Consider the following 24,556-nt stretch of genomic DNA (forward strand, 5'->3'; position numbering starts at 1 on the left):
TAAGATTTAAAATAAGAAAGAGGTATAATTTTGAAGTATATAACAGTAAAACAGGAAGCTATTGATGAATTTAAAGAAAAAAAGTCCCTTTTTATTGGTTATATTAAAAGAATAGAAGAGGAAGATGAAGCCAAGGATTTTATAGAACATATAAAGTCTAAGCATAAAGATGCTACACATAATGTTTATGCTTACATAGTTGGAAAAAATTTTGAGATACAAAGATATAGCGATGATGGTGAACCTCAAGGTACTGCTGGAGTACCAATTTTAGAAGTAATTAAAAAAACAGGCATTACTGATTGTGTAATTGTTGTAACTAGATATTTTGGAGGCATACTTTTAGGAGCGGGAGGGCTTATAAGAGCTTATACTAAAGGTGCTAGTTTAGCTATTAAAAAGGCAGGCATAGTAGAAAAGGTAAGTGGAATTTTATTAAAGTTTATTTTAGAGTATGAGTCATTAGGTAAAGTTCAATTTATATGTAATGAAAACAAATGGTATATTGAAGATATATTGTACACGGACAAAGTGGAGATTAATATATATAGTGAGATAGAAAAAATAGAAATTATTGAAACTAAAATTATAGATGCTACTAGTGGTAAAGTAACCGTAATAAAAGGTGAAAAAGATATGTTTTTTAAACAAGGTAATAGACTATTTAAGAATATATAAATTATAGTTTAGTTTCGTAAAATTTAGTTATTATCCTTAAAAGTTTTACTTATGATGTTTTATTGAAGAAAATGAAGGTTTTGTGATATAATAGTGTAGGAAAATCAAAGACAAATATTTATTTTAAGTTAGGAGGAAATTTTATGTCAGGGCACTCAAAATGGCACAATATACAAGCTAAAAAAGGGAAGGCAGATGCTAAGAGAGGTAAAATATTCACTAAAATAGGTAAAGAATTAATGGTAGCAACTAAAGCAGGAGGACCTAGTCCAGATACAAACTTTAAATTAAGAGATGTTATTGCAAAAGCTAAAGTTAATAATATGCCTCAAGATATTATAACCAGGGCTATAAAAAAGGCTACTGGAGACTTAAGTGGCGTTGTATATGAAGAAATAACTTATGAGGGATATGGGCCCTCTGGTATAGCTGTAATTGTGGAGGTCTTAACGGATAATAAGAATAGAAGTGCAAGTAATGTAAGACATGCATTCACAAAACATGGCGGTAATCTAGGAGCTAGTGGTTGTGTAAGCTTTATGTTTACGAGAAAAGGGCAAATAGTAATTGAAAAGAATGATTCTTTAGATGAAGATGAATTAATGATGATGGCTTTAGAAGCTGGAGCAGAGGACTTTGAATCAGAAGATGAGGTTTATATCATAACTACTGAATTTGAAGAGTTTAGCACCGTTAGAGAGAAATTAGAAGAAAAGTCCATAGAATTTTTAGAGGCTGAAATAAAAATGATACCGGATACATACGTCACTATAGATGAAGAAGTATCTACTCAAGTAGAAAAGATGCTAGACGTTTTAGAAGAAGATGATGATGTACAAAACGTATGGCACAATGCTGAATTTCCAGAAGGCTTTGAATAACAGATAATAGTATTATTTGATGTATAAGGTTTATATTTTTGGACATAATGTCACTAAGGAGTGATGTTATGAAAGCGAAAAAGAATGTATTATTATTGATTATAGGACTATTTTTAATTGGTTCCTTGTTTTTTGTAGGATATTTTATAGGTGGATCGAAAGAAGCATCTTTAGATAAGAGTGCAAGTAGTAATTTATCAGTGTATGATTCTAAACAAGAAGATCAATTAGATGATGATTTGTGTTTAGTTTTAAAAGAGGTAGATGTTACAACTGGTGATTCTACAGTAAAATTAAAAAAGACCATAAAAGAGTTTAAAACAAAGGATAAAGACAAAATTACAAAAAGCTCTTTAGAAGAAATTTACCTTAAAGAAGGATACGAATTATCTTCCGTAACTGATAAGGAGATAATTCTAGTGAAAAACATTGAAAAATCTTTTGAACCTGGTAGGTATTACTTAGGAGAGGAAAAAGGTTTTGTAGCTATATTTAAGAGCGATGATAAAGGTAAGTTATTTATAGAAGATTATAATAAAGATATTATAACACGAAAAGTAGATAGCTTACCTGAAGGAGATAGAGTTTTGCTCAAAAATAAGCAATTAAAATTTGAAACTAAAGAAGAGGCTTATGATCAAATAGCTGAAATTGAATCATAGAATATTAAAAAGCGAGGACAAATCTTAAAGGATACTTGTTCTCGCTTTAAACCTAGTTTCGTAATATTAATATATTTAATGTTTGAAAATAAAAGCTGGCATTATTGAATTATTTTAGCGTAAATGTTAAAGTAATATATAGATTTTAAATAAATATGGTATAAGGGGTAAATAGATTGTATGAATATATAAAAGGCGAATTTAAAGGCATGCATAAAGATTATATAGTAATTGAAAATAACGGTATTGGATATAAGATATTTACATCAGGAAGTACTCTTTCTAATATGCCTAAGATAGATGAAACTGCTTTGATTTTTATCGAACAAGTTGTAAGACAAGATTTTATAGGATTATATGGGTTTATAACTAAAGAAGAATTAGAGATGTTCAAATTACTTCTAACTATAAATGGTGTGGGGAGCAAAGCAGCACTTTCTTTATTATCTATATCTACTGTGAAAAGACTTAAGTATGCAGTATTTACTGAGGATGAAAAGACACTTATTAGAGCACCTGGAATAGGTAAAAAGACCGCTCAGAGAATTATATTAGAGCTTAAAGACAAGATAAAGGTAGAAGATGTGGAGATAGAAGACTTAAAGGGAGATAATGCTGAAGATAAGGCATTTAAAAATATACAAGAAGAAGTAGTTGAAGCATTACTATCTTTAGGATATACAAAAAGAGAAGTAGAAAGTGCTCTTAAAAGCTTAAAGCCTTCAGATTCTGTTGAAACAATGATAAAAGATTGTCTTAAGTACTTAATGAATTAGGGAGGGCAAGTTTTGGATGAAGATAGAATTATTTCTGCAAAATCTAAGGAAGAAGATATTACTAATGAATATAGCTTAAGACCTCAAAAGTTAAAAGAATATATAGGTCAAGAAAAAGTTAAAGAGAGATTAGATATATTTATAAAGGCAGCCCAGAATAGAAAAGAATCATTAGATCATGTATTGCTTTATGGGCCACCAGGTCTTGGTAAAACTACACTTGCTAATATTATAGCTAAAGAAATGGGTGGAGATTTAAAGGTTACATCAGGACCTGCCATAGAAAGAGGTGGTGATTTAGCAGCTATCCTAACAACTATGAAAGAAAATGATGTGTTATTTATTGATGAAATTCACAGATTGAATAGGAGTATTGAAGAAATACTTTATCCGGCAATGGAGGATTATGCATTAGATATAGTTATCGGAAAAGGTGCATCAGCAAAATCTATTAGACTTGATTTATGTAAGTTTACTTTAATTGGAGCTACCACAAGGATTGGTCTTTTAACATCTCCTCTTAGGGATAGATTTGGTGTGCTTTGCTCTATGGAGTTTTATACAGATGAAGAACTTACAGAAATAATAATAAGGTCTTCTCATATACTAGGATGTAGTATAAATAGAGAAGGAGCCTCAGAGATAGCTAGAAGATCCAGAGGTACACCAAGAATAGCAAATAGATTACTTAAAAGGGTGAGAGATTATTCAGAGGTTAAAGGACATAGGAATATTGATTATAAAACTGCAAGGCTTGCACTAGAACTTTTAGATGTTGATGATATGGGATTCGATAGAATTGACAATAGAATATTAGAAGCTATAGTAGACAGTTTTAATGGTGGACCTGTTGGAGTAGAGACATTGTCTTATTTTGTAGGTGAAGAATTAGATACAATACAGGATGTGTACGAGCCATATCTTTTGCAAAAAGGTTTTATAGTAAGGACACCTAGGGGAAGAATGGCAACAGAAAAAGCATATATTCATTTAAACAAATTAGAAAAATTTAATTTAAATAAAGATAAACCAACTCTTTTTGGAGAGTAACTTTGTGTAAGAGGTGTAGTAATTGAAAGTTAGTGATTTTGATTTTGATTTACCAGAAGAACTTATTGCTCAATATCCCTTAAAGGATAGAGCAAAATCTAGAATTATGGTTTTAGATAAATATACTGGACAAATAGAACATAAGATATTTTATGATATAGTAGATTATTTAAATAAAGGAGATACTTTAGTATTAAACAATACTAGGGTTATACCAGCAAGAATTATCGGAGAAAAAGAGGATTCCGGTGGGAAAATAGAATTTTTATTATTAAAAAGGACGGAAGGCGATAGCTGGGAAGCTCTTGCAAAACCCGGTAAAAGAGCAAAGGTTGGCGCTATATTTAGTTTTGGGGATGGAAGATTAAAGGCTGAAGTTACAAAAGTTAAAGACGATGGAAATAGGATAATCAAATTTTGTTATGAAGGTATATTTGAAGAAGTTTTAGATGAACTTGGACAAATGCCTTTGCCACCCTATATAAAAGCTACATTAGAAGATAAAGAAAGGTACCAAACAGTTTATTCTAAAGAAAGCGGTTCAGCAGCCGCTCCTACTGCAGGATTACACTTTACAAAAGAACTTCTTGAGAATATTGAGAAAAAAGGAGTTAATATAGCTTACCTTACTTTACATGTGGGGCTTGGAACATTTAGACCTGTTAAGGTAGAAACTATAGAAGAACACGATATGCACTCAGAGTATTATCATATAGATAAGGAAAATGCAGATATAATAAATAAAACGAAAGAAAATGGCGGAAAAGTTATTGCTGTAGGAACCACATCTTGTAGAACCTTAGAAACTTTAGGTAAAGATGGATTTCCTTTAAAAGAAAGTAGCGGGTGGACAAATATATTTATATATCCGGGATATGAATTTAAGGTTGTAGATAAATTAATTACTAATTTTCATCTGCCAGAGTCTACATTAATAATGCTTGTAAGCGCTTTAGCTAAAAAGGAAAATGTAATAAAGGCTTATGAGGTAGCTATAGAAGAAAAATACAGATTTTTTAGCTTTGGAGATGCTATGTTCATCAAGTGATTCTTAGACTTAGATGGAGTTTGCTTATAAGAGATACATATCTCAATCAAAGTCTTAGAAGAACTTATAAAGGGGTGTAGCAGCCGTCATCCCACACTTTGAAGAGGAGAGGGATGTTACGGATGGTAGCCATCGGATAAAATAGTCAATAAATTAATATAATATTAATACAATTTGAAATATAGTTGTGATGAGAAAAGGGTGAAATGATGTATAAATTACTTAAAACTACAGGGAAGGTAAGAAGGGGAGAGTTTAAAACGCCTCACGGGACTATTCAAACCCCAGTGTTTATGAATGTTGGTACCTTAGCAGCTATAAAGGGAGCGGTATCATCTATGGATCTTAAAGAAATTGAATGCCAAGTAGAGCTTTCTAATACATACCATCTTCATTTAAGACCAGGGGATAAAGTAATTAAGGAATTAGGAGGAATACATGAGTTTATGAATTGGGATAGACCAATATTAACAGACTCAGGTGGGTTTCAGGTATTTTCCTTAGCTAGCATGAGAAAAATAAAAGAAGAAGGTGTTTATTTTAACTCTCACATAGACGGACGTAAAATATTTATGGGACCCGAGGAGAGCATGCAGATTCAAAGTAATTTAGCATCTACAATATCAATGGCTTTTGATGAATGTATACCAAATCCATCTCCAAGAGAATATGTTGAAGCCTCTGTAGATAGAACAACTAGATGGCTTATTAGATGCAAAAATGAATTAGATAGATTAAATTCTTTAGATGATACTATAAATAAAAAACAAATGCTTTTTGGAATAAATCAAGGTGGAGTTTATGAAGATATAAGAATAGAACATGCAAAAACTATATCTAAATTGGACTTAGATGGCTATGCTATAGGTGGTCTTGCAGTAGGAGAAAGTCATGAAGATATGTATAGAATAATTGATTCTGTTGTGCCACATCTTCCTCAGGATAAACCTATATATCTTATGGGCGTGGGCCTGCCTAAAAATATACTTGAAGCTGTAGAAAGAGGGGTAGACTTCTTTGATTGTGTGCTACCGGCTAGAAATGGTAGGCATGGACATGTGTTTACAAAAAGCGGAAAAATAAATATTATGAATGCCAAATTTGAGTTAGATAAAAGACCTATAGATGAAGGATGCGATTGTCCAGCTTGTAAGAATTATACGAGGGCCTATATTAGGCACCTATTTAAAGCTAAAGAAATGTTAGCTATGAGACTTTGCGTATTGCATAATTTATATTTTTATAATAAACTAATGGAAGAAGTAAGAGATTCTATAGATGGCGATTATTTCAGAGATTTTAAAAAACAAAAACTCACAGAGTGGGGAGAAATTTAAGAAAGGAGTGATATTAATGTCACAAATATTAAAAAATGTTTTACCTATAGTATTAATGCTAGGGCTATTTTATGCAATTGTATTTATACCAGAAAATAAAAGAAGAAAAAAATACTCCAATATGCTTCAAGAGTTAAAAGCAAATGATGAGGTATTAACTCGAGGTGGAATTATGGGTAAGGTTATAAATATTCAAGATGACTTTGTAATAATTGAAAGTGGTCCTGAAAGATCAAGACTTAAAATATCTAAACAAGGAATTGCTAGCGTAGTGGAAGAAAAAGATAAGACAATAGAATAATAATGTAATAAAACACCTCCTATCTTCATAATTATTAATAGATAGGGGGTGTTTTATTTTGAAAAATAATGCTTTTGTAAATAACTTAGTAAAGGGTACTGCAAGATCGTTTTTATTAACGGTAATCATGGTAATAGTTTATTCCATACTAATGAGGTTTATAGATATAAATAGTAATGTAAGTTCCGTTGTGTACCTTATAATAACTTCTTTAAGTGTAATATATGGAGCCATATATGTAGCAAGAGCTAATGAAAAAAAAGGATGGCTTAGTGGAATGATATTATCTTTAGTTTATATGATTTTAATAATGTGTATATCTGGATTTATGCAAGGATTTAAAGATATTATAAACCTATATGCATTTTATAGAATACTTATAGCTTTGGGTATGGGGGCATTATCAGGAATGTTAGGAATAAATCTATAAAAGTTCTTTATTTAAGGATATAATTGTGTTACAATGAAACAGAAAACGTTGATGAATGGAGGATGAGGACATGAAACATATAAAAACTTTAAACAAGTCTAATATAAAGAATAGCTTAAGTAAACCTGGATGTAAAGAGTGTGCAAACTCATGTCAATCTGCATGTAAAACATCTTGCACAGTTGCTAACTTAGCCTGTGAAAACTAATTTTTAAATTGCATGGCAGTAACTTAAAATGTTACTGCCTTATGTTCGTTAGGGGGAATATTAATGTCATTAATACACAAATTTATTCAAAATGATGATTATTATGTTATAGATGTAAATAGCGGAAGCCTACATATGGTGGACGAACTTGTTTATGATATTTTGGATGAAAATGAATTACAAGATAAACAAATAATATTAGAAAATCTAAAGCTTAAATATTCTAAAGAGGATATAACTGAGGCTTTAAAAGATATCAATGAACTTGTAACAGAAGGGTTATTATACTCTGAAGATTTATATGAGGATATTGCAAGAAAAACAGATAAAGAAGACTCATCTCCATATATAAAAGCATTATGTCTTAATATAATACACGATTGTAATTTAAGATGTAAATATTGTTTCGCCGATGAGGGTGAATACAAAGGTGCAAGAAAAACTATGTCTGCAAAGGTAGGTAAAAAGGCTATTGATTTTGTTATAGAAAAATCAGGACCTAGAAAAAATATTGAAGTTGATTTATTTGGCGGAGAGCCTTTAATGGCATTTGAAATTATAAAAGAAATAGTAGCTTACGCAAGAGAACAAGAAAAAGTTTACAATAAGAATATTAGATTTACTATGACTACTAATGCAACTTTACTAAATGATGAGATAATTGAATATTTAGACAAAAATATGGTAAATATAATACTATCTATAGACGGAAGAGAATCTGTAAATGATGCAGTTAGAGTCAGAAGAGATGGTAGTGGAACACAAAAATCTATATTACCTAAGATTAAAAAGATGGTAGAAAAAAGAGATAAATCTAAGCAATATTATGTTAGAGGAACATTTACAAGAGAAAATACAGACTTTTTTGAAGATATTATGTATCTTGCAGGGGAAGGATTTAAAGAAATATCTATAGAACCAGTTGTACTTCCTGAAGATCATGATTTATCTTTAAGAGAAGAAGATTTAGAAACTATATTTAAACAATATGATAATTTATATGACGAAATGTTAAAAAGGCATAAAGAAGGTAATGAATTTAAATTTTACCACTTTAATATAGATCTTCAAGGTGGACCTTGTGTATACAAGAGAATATCAGGTTGTGGAGCAGGACATGAATATGTAGCTGTAACTCCCGATGGAGAAATATACCCGTGTCATCAATTTGTAGGAAATAAAGATTTTATTATGGGAGATATATTTAAAGGAGATTTAGACATGGAGATGTCTAATAAATTTAAAAAAGCGCATATTTATAACAAGCCTGTATGCAAAGAATGTTGGGCTAAATTCTATTGTAGTGGTGGATGCCAAGCTAATAATTTTAATTTTAATGGAGATATGAACATTCCATATGAACTAGGATGCAAAATGCAAAAGAAAAGAATAGAGTGCGCCATAGCACTAAAAGCTCAAACTATGTAATGTAAAAAGGTGGATATTATTGACTAATAATATCCTAAAGGATATAATTAAGCCTATCAGCATTTAGCGAGGGGGATAAACATGAAGTTAAAAGGTAAAAGTACTATTTTGTTTATAGCAATAGCCTTAGTCGTTGGATTTTTAGGTTATGCTGGAGCCTTTGGTTTGAATATTGGAAGTTATGAATTTAAGTCATTTGATAAAGTCATAACAAAGGGATTAGATTTACAAGGTGGAGTATCGGTACTGCAAGAAGTTGCGTCTGAAGAGAAGGTATCAAATGAAGATTTAGAAATAACTAAAGAATTACTTTCAATGAGAGTAAATAAGTTAGGTGTAGGAGAAACTTCTTTAAGTACAGAAGGAAATAACAGAATAAGAGTAGATATACCAGGAAGTTTTGATTCAAAATCTATTGTAGATACACTTACAAAAACTGGAGATTTGAAGTTCGTTGGACCGGAAAAGGATACTATCCTTACAGGCAAGGATGTAAAAAAGGCTACAGCTTTTGTAGACGATAAGGGTGAAAACATAGTAAGCCTTGAACTAAATGAGGATGGAACTAAAAAGTTTGCAGAAGCTACAGAAAAATACTTACACCAAAATATAACTATATACATGGATGAAGAAAAATTAACAGATCCTCAGGTGCAAAGTATTATAAGTGATGGAAAGGCTACCATTACAGGTAATAGAAATTATGATGAGGCTAAAAAACTTGCAGGAGTAATTCAATCAGGAGCACTTCCTGTTCCGCTTAAAACAGTATCTATAAAGACTGTTGGCCCCACATTAGGTGCTACAGCTATACCAAGTAGTTTAAAAGCAGGATTAGTTGGGATATCCTTAGTATTTTTATTTATGATTTTATATTATAGGGTTCCAGGACTTTTAGCAGATATTGCATTAACATTATATATTTTACTGGTATTATATGCATTCACATATATAGGTGCAGTACTTACACTACCCGGTATTGCAGGATTCTTATTAACCATAGGGATGGCAGTAGATGCAAATGTCCTCATATTTGAGAGGATAAAGGAAGAATTAAAGACAGGAAAATCAATAAAATCATCTATAGACTCAGGATTTAATAGAGCGCTTTCTTCTATTCTAGACTCAAATATAACTACAATAATTGCAGGAATTGTACTTTATTATTTGGGATCAGGTGCAGTAAAAGGCTTTGCATTAACTCTTATGGTAGGTGTTATTTTAAGCATGTTTACTGCGATAACAATTACTAGATTATTAGTGAATTTAGCTTTTAACATGGGAATGCTAAGTAAACCATCTAGATTTGGTGTAAAGAGGGGGTAGTATTAGTGCTTAAGATAGTAGAAAAGAGTAAGATATGGTTTTCTATATCTATAGTGTTAATAGTTATAAGTATATTTTCTTTAGCTATTAATGGACTAAACTTTGGTATAGATTTTAAAGGTGGTACAAAGGTTTTAATTGATTTTGGAAAAGATTTTTCTAAGATAGAGGTTGAGGAAGAAATAATAAAAAAATATGCTAATGATGCAGTTACAACCAAGGTAGAAGGCAGTCAGTTAGAAATAAAAAGTAACAACTTGGATTCGGAAAAGGTTTCAGAAATGTTTAAAGAAATAAAAGATAAGTACTCTTTAGAAAGTAGTGCATTAGTATCTCAAGAAGAAATAGGTGCATCTATAGGTAAAGAACTTACTAAAAAATCTATAATAGCTTTAATGGTAGCAACTCTTGGAATGCTTATTTATGTAAGAATAAGATTTGAAATTAGTTTTGCACTAGCAGCTATATTGGCTCTTTTACATGATGTTATTATAACTCTTGGAATTTATTCATTATTTAAGTTGCCTGTAAATTCCCCATTTATAGCAGCAATTCTTACAATAGTAGGATACTCAATAAATGATACCATTGTAATATTTGATAGAATAAGAGAAAATCTTAAAATTATGAGAAGAAAAGATATTGGAGAGGTTGCTAATGCAAGTATAACTCAAACACTTACTAGATCAATTAATACAGTTTTAACTACTTTAATAACAATAGTTAGTGTTTATATATTTGTGCCAGCAGTTAGAGAATTTACTTTCCCTATAACTGTAGGAATACTTTGGGGATCTTATTCTTCAATTTTTATTGCAAGCCCTCTATGGGTAGTATTTAAAAGAAAATTTAATAAATAATATTAATCATAAATAAAATTTATAAGCATAAATCTTCAATGCTAGTTGAAGATTTATGTTGTTTTTTACATCAAGTGAGTCTTAGAAGAACTTATCCAGGGTCATAGCAGCCATCGGATAAAGTAGTTTGTATAATTGAAAAGATTCAACTATAATTAGTTTCTAAGTAATTTGGAGGAGTTTAGATATGCACAAAAATGGAGAGAATATATATAGCTCGAAACAATGGTATGAATATGATCCATTTATGTTTAATGATATGAAGTTTACCATTGATAGGTTAGTAAATGCCATTAATGAGCGACAAAAAATAGTAGTATATGGTTCTTCAGAATTAGATAGTATATTTGGGGTATCCTTATTACTGTTAGTTTTAAAATATTTAAATGCAGATGTAGAATATTATATTTCAGAAGATATTAGTGAAAACTGTAAATTAGACAGTGAAGTTATAAAAAACCACATAAAATTTTTAGGGGCAGACGTTTTAATATCAGTAGGTTGCTTAGTTGAGTCTAAAGAACAAGAATTATGGTGCAAAAATATGGAACTTGATATTATTATCGCAGATAATAGACCGGAAAATGATTATGATTGCTTCTTAGTGCTAAATCCTAATTTAAGGGACTCTAATTATAAAGAAAGGAATCTTTCTAATTGTGGAGTGGTTTTTAAGCTATGCCAAGCTATAGCAAGTTATTATAATATGAAAAGTATAAATAAGTACATAGACCTAGTTATGCTTGGAACAATAGCTTCAGGTAAAGAAATTAAAGGCGAAAATAAAATAATATATGAAGCTGGATTAAAATACCTTACTCATACAAATAATTATGGGTTAAAGGCGTTATTAAAATATCATAATATTAGAGAATTTAACAAAGAAAATTTAACAAAGATAGTCTTTTTATTAACACCAACTTTAAACGCTATAGGGAGAATGGATAATGCTAGAATTGTTGTAGAACTTTTAACTACAGAGGAACCATACAGAGCTATACAAATATCAAAGTATTTAAGTAAAGAGGTAAACAATAGCATTTTAAATGCATAACATTTTTTGATTTGTGGAGGGGTAATAAGATGAACTTTAAAGAAAAAATAAGGGTAATAGAAAATTTTCCAAAAGAAGGTATAAGCTTTAAGGATATAACAACGTTGATAGGTGATGGTGAATCTTTAAAAATCACAATAGATAGTATTGTAGATCATCTAAGAGACAAAAATATTGATGTTATAGTAGGCCCTGAAGCTAGAGGATTTATATTTGGAGTTCCGGTTGCTTATGCTTTAGGAGTTGGATTTGTACCTATTAGGAAAAAAGGAAAATTACCTTATGAAACTATAAGCGAAGAGTATAACTTAGAATATGGAAGTGATATATTACAAATTCATAAAGATGCTATAAAGCCGGGACAAAGAGTGGCAATAATAGATGATTTACTTGCTACAGGTGGCACTATATGTTCTGTAGCTAAATTAGTAGAAAATACGGGTGGAAAAGTACAGGCCATAGATTTTGTAATTGAACTTACAGATTTAAAAGGAAAAGATAAGCTTAAAGGTTACGATGTTATGTCTTTAGTAAAATATGATATATAACTTCATTGAAAAATATTAATATATAATATATAATTATTAAAAACAATGGCTGGTTATATAACCAGCCATTGGCTTTATACCTAATGATAAATATAATGAAAGTTTTTTAGAGGAGAGTAATCCAATGCTAGAAAAGTTAATGAGGAAAATCGATAAAAATTGTAATAACGTAGATAAGGAATTTATAGAAAAGGCTTATAATTTGGCTAATTATGCTCATGAAAAGCAAAGGAGAGAATCAGGTGAACCTTATATAGTTCATCCTATTGAGGTTGCATGCATTTTGGCAGACCTTGGTATGGATGATAATACTATAGCAGCTGGACTCCTTCATGATGTTATAGAAGATACAGACTATAGTTTTGAAGATATTGAAAGAGAATTTAATAAAGAAGTAGCGATATTGGTAGACGGTGTCACAAAGCTTGGAAAAATAAAATATAAAACTAAAGAAGAGCAACAAGCTGACAATGTAAGAAAAATGCTTCTTGCTATGACAAAAGACATAAGAGTTATCCTCATAAAACTAGCAGACAGATTGCATAATATGCGTACACTTAGATATATGCCTGTAGAAAAACAAAAAGAAAAGGCGAAAGAAACCTTTGATATATATGCACCATTAGCCCATAGACTTGGAATGTTTAAAATAAAGTGGGAATTAGAGGATTTAGCATTTAGATATATAAATCCTAATGAATATTATGATTTAGTTAGACGTATAGCTGAAAAGAGAATTGAAAGAGAAGAGTACATTAGTACTATAATATCGGATCTTAGTAATAGGCTAGAAAATGCATCTATTGAATCAGATATTGAAGGAAGACCAAAACATTTTTATAGTATATACAGAAAGATGGTTAATAAAAATAAAACTATTGATCAAATATTTGATTTAACAGCTATAAGAATACTCGTAGATAATATAAAAGATTGCTATGCGGTTTTAGGTATAGTTCACACGGTATATAAACCCATACCAGGAAGATTTAAAGATTATATAGCTATGCCTAAACCTAATATGTATCAATCTCTTCATACAACAGTAATAGGACCTCAAGGAAAAACTTTTGAAATACAAATAAGAACCTTCGAAATGCATAAGACTGCAGAATATGGTATAGCAGCTCATTGGAAGTACAAAGAGGGAGATAAAGGTCAAGGTGAGGGTGGGGACTCAGATTCAAAATTTTCTTGGCTTAGAGATATGTTGGAATGGCAAAAAGAAACTTCAGATGCAGAAGAATTTATGGAAGGGTTTAAAATAGATTTATTTTCAGATGAAGTTTTTGTATTTACACCTAAAGGTAAAGTGATAAACTTACCTTATGATTCAACGCCTATAGATTTTGCTTATAGAATTCATACAGATATAGGCAATAAGTGTATAGGATCTAAGGTAAATGGAAATATGGTACCACTTGATTATAAACTTAAAACCGGTGAGATAGTTGAGGTTTTAACTTCAGCTACACCTAAGGGACCTAGTATCGATTGGCTGAACATAGCAAAAAGTAATCAAGCAAAAAGTAAAATAAGAGCATGGTTTAAAAAAGAAAAAAGAGAAGAAAATGCATCAAAAGGTAAAGAGATACTTGAAAAAGAATCTAAAAAACAAGGATATAATTTTGGCGAAATTGCTAAAGGCGAAATTTTTGATAAGGTTTTAAAAAAATATAATTTTAATAATATAGATGATTTATTTGCAGCTGTTGGCATGGGGGCAGTGGTACCTTCTACTATAGTTATAAAATTAAAAGAAGGAACTTCTAGTAATAACAGTAGCGCTTTAGAAAGTTTACAATCAAAAATCACAGAGGATGATATAAGTCATCATGATGAAAAATCTAGAAATGATAAAGGTTATGGAATAACTGTAAAAGGACTTACTAATGTATTGGTACGTTTTGCTAAATGCTGTAGTCCAGTTCCAGGTGACGATATAATAGGTTATATAACTAAAGGTAGAGGAATATCAGTGCATAGGTCAGATTGTAAAAATATACAAAACATGGATTCGGATGATGATGGAAAGTTTATAGAAGTAGAATGGGGAAATAATAGAGTTGATGGATATATATCAGATATACAACTAAAAGCTGAAGATAGAAGTGGTTTATTAACAGATGTTATGCTTGTAATTGTAGAATCTAAAATGAATTTGCATGCAATTAATGCTAAATCCATTAAAGGAAATATAGCAACTATAAATATAAGATTAAAAATAAATGATATTGAACAGCTTAAGGAATTTATGAAAAGAGTTAAAAAAATACAAGGAGTTATTGAGGTATATAGAAAAAAATATTAAGGATGTGAATGCATTGAAAGCTGTAGTTCAAAGAGTAATAAATTCTAGTGTAGCTATAGACGGAAAAACCATATCAAGTATTGATAGGGGACTTAATGTACTACTAGGTATTTCAGTAGATGATACTATAGAGGATGCAAAATACTTAAAAAATAAAATTTTTAACCTTAGAATTTTTGAAGATGAGAATGGTAAGCTTAATAAATCATTAATGGATGTTAAGGGAGATATTATTATAATTTCTCAATTTACTTTGTATGGAGATTGTACAAGAGGGAGAAGGCCTAGTTTTATTAAGGCATTATCGGGAAAAGAAGCAGAAGAATTATATGAATACTTTATTTCTCTTTTTAAAGAGGAAGATTTAAATGTTGGTACTGGAATTTTTGGAGCAGATATGAAAGTATCTATTGAAAATGATGGACCTGTTACTTTAATATTAGAAAGTAAAAAGACTTTTTAAAAAGGAGTTGATTATAGATGATAATAAAAAGAATACCTGCAGGAGTTTATGCTGCTAACTGTTATGTAATTATGGATGAATCTACTAAGGAGGCTGTGATTTTAGATCCAGGTGGAGATGAGGATGATATTATGTCATCAATAGAACAAATAGGTGCTAAGATAAAATATATTTTACTCACTCATGGACATGTAGATCATACCGGTGGAGTTATAAAGCTTAAAGAGAAATATAACTGTAAAGTAGGTATAAACCAAAGGGATGAAGAATTAATGATTAATGGAGCCTATATGTTTGGAGAATTTGAAAATCATGAACAGGTTGATTTTCTATTAAAAGACGGAGATACTATATGTTTTGGTGACAAGAAAATAATAGTTTTAGAAACACCAGGGCATACTCCGGGGGGAGTGAGCTTTTTAGTAGAAGATAAAGTTTTTACAGGAGACACCCTTTTTGCGGGATCCATAGGAAGAACAGATTTAACTGGAGGAGACTTTCAAACTATAATAGATAGTATAAAGGCTAAATTAATGGTATTAAAAGAAGAGACAATAGTTTATCCAGGTCATGGCCCAAAATCTAGCATTGGAATAGAAAAGAAAAGTAATCCATTTTTATAATATGGATAGGAGTAATTATGAGTGTTAATATAAAACTAAATGATATGAATTATAGATATGAAGTTTATCAAATTGTGAGTTTGTTTCACAGTCTAGAAGAAATTACCTTCTCTAAAATAGAAGAAATTAAACTTTCTAAAATAGAGAAAGATTTTTGTATAGATATAGAAGAAAGGTTTATAGAAATATCAGGTAAAGACTTCACTAAAAACTTTGAGTTTAATGAAGAGGATAGTAAAAAGAATCAGATAAAAAGATATATTTATCTTTATTTTAGCAAATTATATTCAACAGAATTACCGTGGGGTACATTAATAGGAATTAGACCTAGTAAAATAGCATTAAATTTAGTTAAACAAGGATATTCAGAAGAAGAAATAATTGAATATTTCAATCATAAATATCTGGTTAAAGAAAATAAGGTTAAACTTTGCATAAAGGTTGCAAAGCACGAGAAAAACTTCATAAATACGGATAAGAACAATATTAGCATATACTTAGGCATGCCGTTTTGTCCTACTAGATGCTTGTACTGCTCATTTGCATCTAACCCTATATCAGGGAATAAAAGCTTAGTAGAGCCCTATATAAACGCTTTGATAAAGGAAATAAAAGAATTATCCCATTTTATAAAGTTGAAAAATCTTAATATTAATACCATCTATTTTGGTGGAGGAACACCTACAGCAGTTGGAGATTCTGATTTCGAATATGTAATGAAAAATATATATGAAAATTTAATTAAGGATTTTAAGGTAACAGAATTTACTGTTGAATGTGGAAGGTCAGATTCGATAACAAAAAATAAGTTACAAACTATGAAAAGCTATTTAGTGGATAGGATTAGTATAAATCCTCAAACAATGAACGATAATACACTTAAGATTATAGGACGAAATCACTCGGTGGAAGATGTTATAGATAAATTTAATATGGCTAGAAATTTAGGGTTTAATAATATAAATATGGATATAATTTTAGGCTTACCAGGTGAAAAGTCAGATGATGTTAATCATACTTTAGATGTTATAAAAGATATAGCACCTGAAAGTATAACTGTTCATGGACTTTCAGTAAAAAGAGCTTCAAAGCTATATGAAGATCTAAAATTAAATAAAAACTATGAACTTGCAAATCAAGATGAAATTACAAAAATGTATGATGGGGCAAAGAATATAGCAGAGGACTTGAATATGGAACCATATTATATGTATAGGCAAAAAAACATGCCTTGTAATATGGAAAACATAGGTTACAGCGTTTTGGGTAAAGAATGCATATATAACATGCAAATCATTGAAGAAAGACAGACTATAATTGCTTTAGGAGCAGATGCTGTTTCGAAGGTAGTATTTTTAGATGAAAATAGAATTGAAAGATTTGCAAACATAAAAGATGTAGGGGAATATATAAAAAGAATTGATGAAGTTATAGAAAAAAAGAAAGCTTTATTAGAAACCCTATATAAATAATAAGTATATATTATAAAGTGTGATTTTAATAAATTTAAGTTTTATGTAAGGATGTGAAGTCAATTGGCTATAAGTATAAAGGCACCAAAAGGAACAAAGGATATGTTGCCACAGGATGCATATAAGTGGCACTATATAGCAGATATTCTTTCAAATATAGCAGAAAATTTTGGTTATAGAGAGATAAGAACGCCTATATTTGAGCATACAGAACTTTTTACAAGGGGTGTGGGAGAAACCACAGATGTAGTTCAAAAAGAGATGTATACCTTCGAGGATAAGGCTAAAAGAAGTATAACACTAAAACCTGAAGGTACTGCGCCTGCTGTAAGAGCATTTATAGAGAATGCATTATACAGTGAAACTCAACCTACAAAGATGTATTACTTTACCCCTGTATTTAGATATGAAAATGTGCAAAAAGGAAGACTTAGACAACATCATCAATTTGGCGTTGAAGCCTTTGGAGTATCAGGAGCATCATTGGATGCTGAAATTATAAGTATTGCTATGAATGCTTATGAAAGCTTTGGTATAAAAGGATTAAAACTCAAAATAAATAGTATAGGATGTCCAGTTTGTAGGGAAAAATATAATGAAGTATTAAAAGAATTCTTAAAAGAAAACTTTAATGAGTTATGTGATACCTGTAAGACACGTTATAGTAGGAATCCTATGAGAATTCTAGATTGCAAAGAAGAAAGTTGCAAAGTAATAACAAAGAATGCTCCTGTTATATTAGATTATATTTGTGATGAATGCAAAATACATTTTGAGGATCTAAAACTTCACTTAGAGACTGTAGGTATAAAGTATGAAATAGACCATTATATAGTAAGGGGGCTTGATTATTATAGCAAAACAGTATTTGAAATTGTAAATGATAATATTACTGTATGTGGTGGAGGACGTTATGACTATTTGATAGAACAAATTGATGGTCCAAAGATGCCAGCAGTAGGTTTTGGAATGGGTATGGAAAGATTACTTATGACATTAGATGAAGAGGGAATAGAAATACCAAAACCTGTGATTATTAACATGTATGTAGGATCCATTGGAGAAGAGGCAAACTTAGAAGCATATAAAATAACCTATAAATTAAGACAAGAAGGCATTAAAGCCGAATGTGATCATCTAAAAAGAAGCGTTAAAGCTCAGATGAGATATGCTAATAAAATGGGTGCTGAGTATACAATGATACTTGGGGAAAATGAACTTAAAGAAAATAAGGTTAAGATTAAGAGAATGAGTGACGGTGAACAGTTTAATGTAGAATTAAATAATATAGCTGAAATTATTGACACAATGAAAAATAACTTACAGTAGGAGGAAATATAATGAGCGAGGCTTTAAATGGACTTAAACGCACAAAAATGTGTGGAGAGTTAAGAGAAGAAAATATAGGTGAAACTATTACTGTTATGGGATGGGTTCAAAGGAAGAGAAATTTAGGTGGACTACTTTTTATGGACCTTAGAGATAGAACAGGCATGCTTCAGGTGGTTTTCAAGGAAGATGTAGCTGAGGAAGTATCTATAAAAGGAAATGCCATAAGACCAGAATATTGCATTGCAGTAACAGGAGTAGTTGTAAAAAGAGAATCAATAAATGTAAATATGCCTACAGGAATGGTGGAACTTAATGTAGAAACAATAAAGATATTATCTGAATCAGAAACACCGCCTATATATATAAAAGAAAATTTAGATGCTGCAGAATCTATAAGATTAAAGTATAGATACTTAGATCTTAGAAGACCTGATATGCAAAATATATTTTATATAAGACATAAGGCGTCTAAAGCTATAAGAGACTTTTTAGATAAAGAAGGATTTTTAGAAATAGAAACTCCAATGCTTACTAAAAGCACTCCAGAAGGTGCAAGAGACTACCTAGTACCTAGTAGAAACTATGAAGGTATGTTTTATGCATTACCTCAATCACCACAGTTATTTAAGCAATTATTGATGGTGTCAGGCTTTGACAGATATTTTCAAATAGTTAAGTGTTTTAGAGATGAAGATTTAAGATCCAATAGGCAACCTGAATTTACCCAAGTAGATCTTGAGATGTCATTTGTTGAAGCAGATGATGTTATGACACTAAATGAAAGGTTAATAGCAACTGTATTTAAAGAAGTTTTAAATGTAGAAGTAAAAATACCTTTCAAAAGACTTACATACAAGGAAGCTATGGAAAAGTACGGATCAGATAAGCCAGATTTAAGATTTGGCATGGAAATAAAAGATATAAGTTCAGTAGTAAAAGATTCAGAGTTTAAAGTGTTTAGAGATGCTCTGGAAATAAAAGGTTCAGTAAGAGCTCTTTGCGTAAAAGGCGGATCCTCTATGGGAAGAAAAGATATAGATAGATTAGGTGAGTTCGTAAAGACTTATAAGGCAAAAGGACTTGCATGGATATCTTTAAAGGGTGAAGAAATAAAATCGCCAATAGCTAAATTCTTAAGTGAAGATGAATTAAATGGAATAATAGAATCTGTAGAAGGAAAACCTGGAGATTTAATATTAATTGTAGCAGATAAAAATTCTGTAGTATTTCAAGCTTTAGGAGCTTTAAGATTAGAAATTGCTAAAAAACTTGAAATTTTAAAAGATAATAAGGAATTTAACTTTTCATGGGTTACAGAGTTTCCACTTGTAGAATATAACGAAGAAGAAAATAGATTTCAGGCAGCACACCACCCATTTACATCTCCAATGGATGAGGATATAAAGTATCTAGAATCAGATCCTGGTAGAGTTAGAGCTAAAGCTTATGATATGGTTCTTAATGGGGAAGAATTAGGTGGGGGAAGTATAAGAATACATGACTCTAAACTTCAAGAAAGAATGTTTAATGTTTTAGGATTTACCAGCGAAAGTGCATGGGAAAGATTTGGATTCTTATTAGAGGCCTTTAAATTTGGACCACCACCTCATGGTGGATTAGCTTTTGGCCTTGATAGAATAGTTATGTTTATGGCAGGAACAGATAATATAAAAGATGTTATTGCGTTTCCTAAAAATCAAAATGCATTCTGCCCACTTACAGAAGCACCAAATGTGGTAGATTTAAAGCAACTTAAGGAGCTTGGAATAGAATTAATTAAATAAATAACTTTAAATTAAAACCCTATTTTGTATCATTGATTAATGGAAAACATTAAACAGCAAAATAGGGTTTGTTTTTTGTTATTGATATAGTATAAAATTGATGTTATAATAAATTGACTATACGGGGTATAGGTATGTATGAGGAGTGATTTCATGGAAGATAGAAGTGAGGATTTAAAAAAGGATATATATGTAAGATTAAGAAGAATTGAAGGCCAAGTAAAAGGAATACAAAACATGGTGGAAAAGGAAGCTTGCTGTAAGGATATGTTAGTACAAATTGCTGCGGTTAGGGCAGCAATAAATAAGGTGGGTGGACTTATGCTAGAAAATTATGCTATAAATTGCATGGATTTAGAAGAAACTAAGGAAAATAATGAAAAGGTAGAAAACTTAGTAAGTACACTCTTGATGTTTTTGAAATAAGCAGGAAGACCTAAAGACCTTTTATAATTAATATCAAGTGGGCTATTATATTACAAATTAGAGGGCAGATAAAAATCTGCCCTCTAATTTTATAAATAAACTCATGTAATAGATTTAATAGTATGTAAGAGTAGTAAAAATTTAAAAGATACAAGTATTAAGAATCCTTTGTATTTTTTAAATGCGTAAAATTTCTTGCGCGTATAAATTTTGATATAGAAGAAACAAAAACAATTCCAATGGCTAATGCTCCAGCTTTGGATAAGGTATCAATGCCAATTTTTAAAGATTGTTCTACATTTCCTTGTATAGACTCTAACATAGTATAGTACATTCCACCTCCAGGAACTAAGGGGATTAATGCACAAATTGTAAAAGTAGTTACTGGAGTTTTTAAAACTCTAGCTAATATTTCCGCGTATATACTAAAAATAATAGTGCTGAAGAATAAAGAAGATAAATCTGAAAAATTAAATTTTAAAAACAAGAGGTAAAAAAATAAACTTATGGATCCTCCAATAGATGCAAATATTAATTTTTTACCTTTTATATTGAATAATATGCCAAATCCTAAAGTTGTTATAAAAGAATAAACTATTTTTAATATCATATTAAAAAACCTCCGCCATATAAAAACCAAAAACTTAGAACAATACCTGATCCAACTGCTATCCCAACTGCTATTAACATGGCCTCAGCAGAACGTGCAAGACCTGCTACCAAGTCCCCAGCTATGGTATCCCGTACAGCATTGGTTATGGCTATGCCAGGTACTAAAAGCATTATAGAACCTATAATTATTTTGTCTATACTGGATGAAATACCTAAGGTAACAAATAATATAGCTAATATTGAGGACAACATACCACCAATTATATTTATAAAAAAGCTGTTTATGTCTAGTTTAGAACCGTAAATTGTTATATATTGGATAATACCGCCAATAAAAAATGACGCTAAAAAATCACCAGAGCTTCCACCAAATATAAGTGTGAAAAATGCTGCAATAAATGAGGAAGCAAGTATGGTGATTTTATATCCATATCTAGGTTCCTTTTCTATGACTTTAAGTTGTTCTAAAAATTCATCAGCAGTAATACCTTTAGATTTAATATTTCTTGATAAATCATTTACTTGAGATACTTTTTCTAGGTCAATAGTTCTATTTTTTATTCTTTTTACTATAGAAATATTATGTCCATATATATCAGTAGCTGATACCATTATACCTGTAGGTGTTACATAGCTATCTGAATTTTTTATAAGGTAAGCGTCACATATTCTAGAAATAGTTTCTTCAACCCTATAGGTTTCTCCACCACTTTGAAGCATTATACGTCCAGCTTCAGTTGCTATAGAAATAATTTTGTTCACGTCCATATATGTCACCACTTTCTATGTGACCTTTCACATATTCTATTAAAATTAATTATATCACAAAAAAAATATCTAAGAGTTTGTTTAGAATATTAAAATTATTTTGAGTTTATTGTAAATTATAGTTGAAAATTATCCTATTAAAATCTATAATGGGGGTTAGAAGGATATTTTTCAATTATAATAACGATTTAAAGGGGTGTTTGATATGGAATTTTCATATTTAGAAAAAAACGATGGGGAAATATTAGATATTATAAAAGAAGAAATGGAGAGGCAAGAATACAATATAGAGTTAATAGCTTCAGAAAACTTTACTAGCAGAGCTGTAATGGAGGCTGTAGGATCACCTTTAACAAATAAATACGCAGAAGGATATCCTCAAAAAAGATATTATGGTGGTTGTGAAGTTGTTGATAAAGCAGAAGATTTAGCTAGAGATAGAATGAAAAAGTTATTTAATGCAGAGCATGCTAACGTACAACCTCATTCTGGATCACAAGCTAATATGGGAGTATACTTTGCAGTATTAAAACCAGGAGATACTGTACTCGGGATGGATTTAAGTCATGGTGGACATTTAACTCATGGTAGCCCAGTAAATTTTTCAGGCAAGCTATTTAATTTCGTTTCCTATGGTGTAGAAAAAGATAGTGAGCAAATTGATTATAAAAAGGTTAGGGAAATGGCTTTAAAACATAGACCTAAAATGATAGTTGCAGGGGCAAGTGCATATCCAAGAATTATTGACTTTGCAAAATTTAGAGAGATAGCTGATGAAGTAGGAGCATACTTAATGGTAGATATGGCTCATATAGCAGGGCTGGTTGCAGCAGGACTTCATCCATCACCAGTTCCTTATGCAGATTTTGTAACTACTACAACTCATAAAACTTTAAGGGGCCCTAGAGGTGGAGCTATATTATGTAAAGAAAAATTTGCAAAGCAAATAGATAAGAGTTTGTTCCCAGGAATGCAAGGCGGACCTTTGATGCATGTTATAGCAGGAAAGGCTGTTTGTTTTGAAGAAGCTTTAAAAGATTCATTTAAAGATTATATGAATCAAGTGGTTAAAAATGCAAAGGTTTTAGCAGAAGAATTAACCAAGTACGGATTTAGATTAGTATCTAATGGTACTGACAACCATTTAATATTACTTGATTTAAGTAATAAAAATATTACAGGTAAAGATGCAGAAAAGTTATTAGATACAGTGGGGATAACTGTAAATAAAAACACAATACCTTTTGAAACTTTAAGTCCTTTTGTAACTAGCGGAATAAGAATAGGAACACCTGCGGTTACTACTCGAGGTTTTAAAGAAGAAGATATGAAGACTATAGCAAAACTTATAAATGAAGTTATAGAAAATAGAGATAAAGATATCTCTAGTGTTAGACAAGAAGTAATTGAACTTTGCAAAAGATTTCCTCTATATGACTAAGATTTAACATAAAAGATTATTAATAAGAATGTGAAGGTTCTCTTCACATTCTTATTTTTTGAAAGTATGTTATAATAGTGATACACAATATGTAAGTAAGTAGGAGGAATTATAAACAATGGAAGGTCTAAAAAGTAATGATAAAGCTATGAAAAGTTTTCATAAACATGGAGGCTTTTTAACTTGTAAGAATGAAAAAACTTTGAATACAATGACTATAAGCTGGGGGAATATAGGTGTTGCTTTTGGAAAACCTATATTTATTATATATGTCAGAAAATCAAGATTTACAAATGAGTTAATAAATAAAAGTGGAGAGTTTACAATAAGTATACCTCTAGATAGTAATATAAAAAAACAATTAGGAGTCTTTGGATCTACTTCTGGGAGAGATATAGATAAGTTTAAATTAACAGGAGTAAAATCAAAAGATTCAAACAAACTAAATACACCTATTATTGAAGGCTGTGATGCATATTTTGAGTGTAAAGTCATTTACAAACATGATATAAATCCTGAAATAATGGATGATGAAATAAGTAAAAACACTTATTTAGAAGGCGACTATCATACCGTATTTTATGGAGAAATAGTGGACTACTACATAGGAGAAGATTAAATGACTTATATGGTATATTTGCAGTAGATATATTTATATAATATTCCTTTTAAAAATATATAGTACAACTTTCAAGTGAAATTTAGGTTTTAATAAAAATAATTTAAAATTTTGCTAA

26 protein-coding genes are annotated in these 24,556 nt (G+C 30.4%); 24 read left to right on the plus strand and 2 right to left on the minus strand.

Annotation, left to right across the window (positions count from 1 at the left end; translation table 11 throughout):
- Positions 1–30: 30 nt before the first annotated feature.
- From BD821_RS01160 to BD821_RS01260, 22 genes are all read left to right on the plus strand, one after another.
- The gene (locus BD821_RS01160; protein ID WP_104408946.1) at positions 31–678 is read left to right on the plus strand and encodes a YigZ family protein; all 648 of its coding nucleotides are present in this window, start codon (positions 31–33) and stop codon (positions 676–678) included.
- A 143-nt stretch (positions 679–821) separates the two neighbouring features.
- The gene (locus tag BD821_RS01165; RefSeq protein ID WP_104408947.1) at positions 822–1,559 is read left to right on the plus strand and encodes a YebC/PmpR family DNA-binding transcriptional regulator; all 738 of its coding nucleotides are present in this window, start codon (positions 822–824) and stop codon (positions 1,557–1,559) included.
- A gap of 68 nt (positions 1,560–1,627) precedes the next feature.
- Positions 1,628–2,221, plus strand: a complete 594-nt coding sequence (locus tag BD821_RS01170; protein WP_104408948.1) for a hypothetical protein — start codon at positions 1,628–1,630, stop codon at positions 2,219–2,221.
- Between the two features lie 176 nt (positions 2,222–2,397).
- Positions 2,398–2,997, plus strand: coding sequence for a Holliday junction branch migration protein RuvA (gene ruvA, locus BD821_RS01175; RefSeq protein ID WP_029453397.1), 600 nt, complete (start codon positions 2,398–2,400; stop codon positions 2,995–2,997).
- Between the two features lie 27 nt (positions 2,998–3,024).
- On the plus strand, positions 3,025–4,047 hold the full coding sequence (gene ruvB, locus BD821_RS01180; protein WP_104409112.1) for a Holliday junction branch migration DNA helicase RuvB: 1,023 nt from the start codon (positions 3,025–3,027) through the stop codon (positions 4,045–4,047).
- 22 nt (positions 4,048–4,069) lie between these two features.
- Complete coding sequence (gene queA, locus BD821_RS01185) at positions 4,070–5,095, plus strand: tRNA preQ1(34) S-adenosylmethionine ribosyltransferase-isomerase QueA (protein WP_104408949.1); 1,026 nt, start codon at positions 4,070–4,072, stop codon at positions 5,093–5,095.
- Between the two features lie 209 nt (positions 5,096–5,304).
- Positions 5,305–6,432, plus strand: coding sequence for a tRNA guanosine(34) transglycosylase Tgt (gene tgt, locus BD821_RS01190; RefSeq protein WP_104408950.1), 1,128 nt, complete (start codon positions 5,305–5,307; stop codon positions 6,430–6,432).
- Positions 6,433–6,448: 16 nt separating this feature from the next.
- Positions 6,449–6,733 (plus strand): preprotein translocase subunit YajC, encoded by a 285-nt coding sequence (yajC, locus tag BD821_RS01195; RefSeq protein ID WP_104408951.1) that lies wholly within the window; start codon positions 6,449–6,451, stop codon positions 6,731–6,733.
- 58 nt (positions 6,734–6,791) lie between these two features.
- Complete coding sequence (locus tag BD821_RS01200; RefSeq protein WP_169993880.1) at positions 6,792–7,163, plus strand: TIGR04086 family membrane protein; 372 nt, start codon at positions 6,792–6,794, stop codon at positions 7,161–7,163.
- 70 nt (positions 7,164–7,233) lie between these two features.
- The gene (gene scfA / locus BD821_RS01205; protein ID WP_035794446.1) at positions 7,234–7,371 is read left to right on the plus strand and encodes a six-cysteine ranthipeptide SCIFF; all 138 of its coding nucleotides are present in this window, start codon (positions 7,234–7,236) and stop codon (positions 7,369–7,371) included.
- A 63-nt stretch (positions 7,372–7,434) separates the two neighbouring features.
- The gene (gene scfB / locus BD821_RS01210; RefSeq protein WP_104408953.1) at positions 7,435–8,799 is read left to right on the plus strand and encodes a thioether cross-link-forming SCIFF peptide maturase; all 1,365 of its coding nucleotides are present in this window, start codon (positions 7,435–7,437) and stop codon (positions 8,797–8,799) included.
- An 81-nt stretch (positions 8,800–8,880) separates the two neighbouring features.
- Complete coding sequence (gene secD / locus BD821_RS13360; RefSeq protein ID WP_169993883.1) at positions 8,881–10,125, plus strand: protein translocase subunit SecD; 1,245 nt, start codon at positions 8,881–8,883, stop codon at positions 10,123–10,125.
- Between the two features lie 5 nt (positions 10,126–10,130).
- A complete protein-coding gene (gene secF, locus BD821_RS13365; protein ID WP_169993886.1) occupies positions 10,131–10,985 on the plus strand; it encodes a protein translocase subunit SecF in 855 nt (284 codons plus the stop codon).
- Between the two features lie 187 nt (positions 10,986–11,172).
- Positions 11,173–12,039: a DHH family phosphoesterase gene (locus tag BD821_RS01220; RefSeq protein ID WP_104408954.1), complete on the plus strand. Its 867-nt coding sequence runs from the start codon at positions 11,173–11,175 to the stop codon at positions 12,037–12,039.
- 29 nt (positions 12,040–12,068) lie between these two features.
- A complete protein-coding gene (locus tag BD821_RS01225) occupies positions 12,069–12,587 on the plus strand; it encodes an adenine phosphoribosyltransferase (RefSeq protein WP_029453387.1) in 519 nt (172 codons plus the stop codon).
- 124 nt (positions 12,588–12,711) lie between these two features.
- Positions 12,712–14,898 (plus strand): RelA/SpoT family protein, encoded by a 2,187-nt coding sequence (locus BD821_RS01230; protein WP_104408955.1) that lies wholly within the window; start codon positions 12,712–12,714, stop codon positions 14,896–14,898.
- Positions 14,899–14,911: 13 nt separating this feature from the next.
- A complete protein-coding gene (dtd, locus tag BD821_RS01235; RefSeq protein ID WP_104409113.1) occupies positions 14,912–15,361 on the plus strand; it encodes a D-aminoacyl-tRNA deacylase in 450 nt (149 codons plus the stop codon).
- Between the two features lie 17 nt (positions 15,362–15,378).
- Positions 15,379–15,984: an MBL fold metallo-hydrolase gene (locus BD821_RS01240; protein WP_104408956.1), complete on the plus strand. Its 606-nt coding sequence runs from the start codon at positions 15,379–15,381 to the stop codon at positions 15,982–15,984.
- 17 nt (positions 15,985–16,001) lie between these two features.
- A complete protein-coding gene (locus BD821_RS01245) occupies positions 16,002–17,456 on the plus strand; it encodes a coproporphyrinogen III oxidase (protein WP_104408957.1) in 1,455 nt (484 codons plus the stop codon).
- A 69-nt stretch (positions 17,457–17,525) separates the two neighbouring features.
- Positions 17,526–18,785, plus strand: a complete 1,260-nt coding sequence (hisS, locus tag BD821_RS01250; protein ID WP_104409114.1) for a histidine--tRNA ligase — start codon at positions 17,526–17,528, stop codon at positions 18,783–18,785.
- A gap of 11 nt (positions 18,786–18,796) precedes the next feature.
- Positions 18,797–20,572, plus strand: coding sequence for an aspartate--tRNA ligase (gene aspS, locus BD821_RS01255; protein ID WP_104408958.1), 1,776 nt, complete (start codon positions 18,797–18,799; stop codon positions 20,570–20,572).
- A gap of 153 nt (positions 20,573–20,725) precedes the next feature.
- Positions 20,726–20,998, plus strand: coding sequence for a metal-sensitive transcriptional regulator (locus tag BD821_RS01260; protein WP_104408959.1), 273 nt, complete (start codon positions 20,726–20,728; stop codon positions 20,996–20,998).
- 157 nt (positions 20,999–21,155) lie between these two features.
- On the opposite strand, the gene BD821_RS01265 is transcribed toward BD821_RS01260, so the two are convergent.
- Together BD821_RS01265 and BD821_RS01270 are read right to left on the minus strand one after the other, a co-directional pair.
- Positions 21,156–21,608 (minus strand): threonine/serine exporter family protein, encoded by a 453-nt coding sequence (locus BD821_RS01265; RefSeq protein WP_104408960.1) that lies wholly within the window; start codon positions 21,606–21,608, stop codon positions 21,156–21,158.
- Entirely contained in the window at positions 21,605–22,378 is a 774-nt protein-coding gene (locus BD821_RS01270) for a threonine/serine exporter family protein (protein WP_104408961.1), read from the minus strand. The genes BD821_RS01265 and BD821_RS01270 overlap by 4 nt, the downstream gene beginning before the upstream one ends.
- A gap of 205 nt (positions 22,379–22,583) precedes the next feature.
- On the opposite strand from BD821_RS01270, the gene BD821_RS01275 reads away from it, so the two are divergent.
- The gene (locus tag BD821_RS01275) at positions 22,584–23,819 is read left to right on the plus strand and encodes a serine hydroxymethyltransferase (RefSeq protein ID WP_104408962.1); all 1,236 of its coding nucleotides are present in this window, start codon (positions 22,584–22,586) and stop codon (positions 23,817–23,819) included.
- Positions 23,820–23,937: 118 nt separating this feature from the next.
- On the plus strand, positions 23,938–24,438 hold the full coding sequence (locus BD821_RS01280; RefSeq protein ID WP_104408963.1) for a flavin reductase family protein: 501 nt from the start codon (positions 23,938–23,940) through the stop codon (positions 24,436–24,438).
- Positions 24,439–24,556: the final 118 nt, after the last annotated feature.

The sequence above is a fragment of the Clostridium algidicarnis DSM 15099 genome (genome assembly GCF_002934235.1).
GTDB lineage: Bacteria > Bacillota > Clostridia > Clostridiales > Clostridiaceae > Clostridium_L > Clostridium_L algidicarnis.